1 protein-coding gene and 1 pseudogene are annotated in these 2,917 nt (G+C 64.8%); one reads left to right on the top strand and one right to left on the bottom strand.

Going from position 1 to position 2,917, the window contains the following annotated elements:
* A pseudogene (locus tag ABYB95_RS20585) lies at positions 1 to 698 on the top strand (hypothetical protein); the annotation flags it as partial.
* 98 nt (positions 699 to 796) lie between these two features.
* Here ABYB95_RS20585 and ABYB95_RS20580 read toward each other — a convergent pair.
* Positions 797 to 2,689 (bottom strand): hypothetical protein, encoded by a 1,893-nt coding sequence (locus ABYB95_RS20580; RefSeq protein ID WP_372661274.1) that lies wholly within the window; start codon positions 2,687 to 2,689, stop codon positions 797 to 799.
* Between the last annotated feature and the right edge of the window lie 228 nt (positions 2,690 to 2,917).

Genomic DNA, 2,917 nt, shown 5'->3' with positions numbered 1-2,917 from the left:
GGCGCGCGGCGGATTTTCTCGTCAACGATCTCGATGACCGGGGGTACTTCAAGACCAATGGCGCGTTTGTCACCGCCGGTGAGGTCAAGACCTATACCTGCCTGTGTGCATGGGCGGTGTACCGCTTTGGCGTGCTGGTCGACGAAGCGTCTTATAAAGCGGCGGCCGTGCGTGCGATCGAAGCGGCGCTGCGCCAGCAGCAAAGCAATGGCTGGTTTGCCCACAACTGCCTGAACCGTTCTGAAGCGCCGCTGACCCACACCATCGGCTACACCCTGCAAGGGGTTCTGGAAGTCGGCATTCTGGCGGGGCGCCCCGATTTTGTGGAAGCCGTGTGTTTGACCGCCAACGCGCTGACCCCCCTGGTGTCGGACAAGGGCTTCTTGCACGGGCGTTTCACGTCCGGCTGGGAGCCTGCCGTTTTTTCCGCTTGCCTGACCGGCTCTGCACAAATAGCCATCGTGCTCTACCGGCTGGCGGATCAGACCGGTGAGTCCCAGTACAGCCGCACGGCGGACCGCTTGCTGAACTATTTGAAGGCCTTGCAAGTTACCGAGTCGGCCGACCCAGGCGTGGTGGGCGCACTGGCCGGCTCGTTCCCGCTGTTTGGTGGTTATATGCGGGCGGGATACCCGAACTGGGCGACCAAGTACCTGCTGGACGCCTTGTTGCTGCAGCTGCAAACCCAGCAATCCTGATGGGTATGGCGAAAAAGAAAGAGGCCCGTGCAGGGCCTCTTTCTTTTTTGAGGAACCGACGTGTCGGTGGCGCGCGTGGCGCCGCCCGAACCGCTACGTCAGCGCGGCACGATGGCCCAGGTGGGGTCCGCGGTGAAGGCGGAGTCCATGCCCGGGGTCATGCTCTTCCACTTGGCGTAGGCGGCAGCCGCTCCACTGACACCCGAACCGGCCGCTGCACCCAGCATGCCCCGCGAGTAGGCGGCGGCACCGGCGGCGTCGTTGGGGTAACCCTCGAAGCTCACGCTGCTGCAAGGCTTGCCCACGTCACCCGAGTAGTTGCGGGCATACAGGGCGCTCCAGCTGTTGATGAAGTTGTTGCTGCCATCGCGGATGTACCAGTAGTAGCCTGGGCCCTTGGCGGCACAGAAGCCGTTGGCCTCGTTGTTGTAGCGACCCACGTTGAGCTTGCTGAAGTGGTTCAGGATGCTCTGTGCCTTGGGCACGCCCTGGTCGGCCAGCAAGCTGAACACCACGCCCACAAAGTCGTTCTGCCATGGGGCCGATTTGCCGTATTCATCGCCCTTTTCGATCGCACCCATGGGCGATTCGCTGGAGCCGGTGAGGTACTGCTTCTCGTACCAGTTCATGTTGTTGGCCAGCAAGGTGTTGAAGTAGGCCTTGCGCGGGTGGTTGTCGGGCAGGGCGTGGGCGGCTTCACCCAGTGCACGCAGCATCCAGGCCTGGCCCCGCACCTGCTCCCAGTGCACCAGACCGGCGGCGAAGTTGCGGTAGATGTCGCCGGGTGGGGCGTAGGTCAGATTCCAGTTGGCCCAGAACATGAGCTCGTCTTGGTAGAAGGCGTCGCCCGTGATCAGGTAGGGCACGTAGGACAGCGAGGGCTGGTGCGACTGGTCGGCCTCCCAGATGGTGGAGCCGCTGCCCTTGGGCACCGAGGGGATGGAGCTGTCGTAGCGCAGCGTGACCTGGGGGTGGCGGTCGATGCTCAGGGGCTGGTCGTCGGTGCTCTCGTCGCGGTAGTGGATGGGCACGCTGGCGCCGGCGTCGGCATTGGCCAGCAAGCTGGCGCGGGCACGTGGGTCCTGCGTCACCAGGTAGAGAGCGGCCCAGCGTGGCAGAGGACCGATATCGCTGCGCCCGCCGGTGGTGGGGAAGTAGGGCAGGATGTAAGCCGGTCCCATGGGCGCGGTGTTGGCGTTGGCCAGGGAGTTGGCGTCAGCGGCCAGCACGCTCTCGGGCACCTTCAGGCTCAGGTCGTAGTTGAGCGTCATCTTGCTGGCCATGAAGTACGGCATGTTGTGGCGCAGGTTGAACTGGGGTGCCGAGCCGGTCCAGACCACCTTGTGCCAGCGGGCGTGGTGGTAGTGGGTGAACGAGGGCTGGGTGTGCACCGTGCTGCCGTTTTGCTTGATGGTCAGGCTGTAGGTGAGGTTGCTGGGGCCGGCGACGAAGGTGCGGTTGTTCTCCATCACGACATCGGTGCGGATGCGCTGGCCGTTCTCGTACACGCGCACATACAGGCGGGCCACCAGGTGGGGGTGTGCCACACCGGCGCTGTTCTTGAGCGGGGCGACCACGGTGTACTCGGTGGCCACGCCGCCGCTCAGGCGGCGTCCCTGGCCGTCCTTGATCTGCTGCTTGAGCTGCTCTTGGGGCAGGGCGGTGTAGGCGGTGCCGGACAGGTTGGCCACGACCTCCATGTTCCAGGCCGGATCGGCGGGCACCACCGGGGTGCTGCTGGTCTTGCTGGCGGTGAAGAGGTTGATCACACGCTTCTCGTTGCCTTGCAGATTGCTCAGCTTGGCGCTGAGCACGGCAAAGCGCACCGAGCCGTCGCGGTGGGACGAGATCTCATCGGCCTGCACCGGCACCGAAGCGCCGTTGTTGTCGGTGGCGACCAGACCTTGTGAAGACAACCAGTCGCCGGCCTTGAAGGGCTGGCCAAACGTCAGTGGCACCGAGGCCTGGGCCTGCGAGCTGCTGGAAGCCACTTCGACGCAGGTGACGGCGCCAGTGGCGCAAGAAACCGCACCGCCTGGAGCAGGAGCAGGAGCAGGAGCAGGAGCTGGAGCAGGAGCAGGAGCAGGAGCAGGTGCTGGAGCAGGTGCTGGAGCAGGTGCTGGAGCAGGTGCTGGAGCAGGTGCTGGAGCAGGTGCTGGAGCAGGTGCTGGAGCTGGAGCTGGAGCTGGAGCTGGAGCTGGAGCTGGAGCTGGAGCTGG

Origin of the sequence: Hydrogenophaga sp. (assembly GCF_041633695.1) — a bacterium.
In the GTDB taxonomy this organism is placed as follows: domain Bacteria; phylum Pseudomonadota; class Gammaproteobacteria; order Burkholderiales; family Burkholderiaceae_C; genus Hydrogenophaga.
This window is presented reverse-complemented; position numbering and strand designations above follow the sequence as displayed.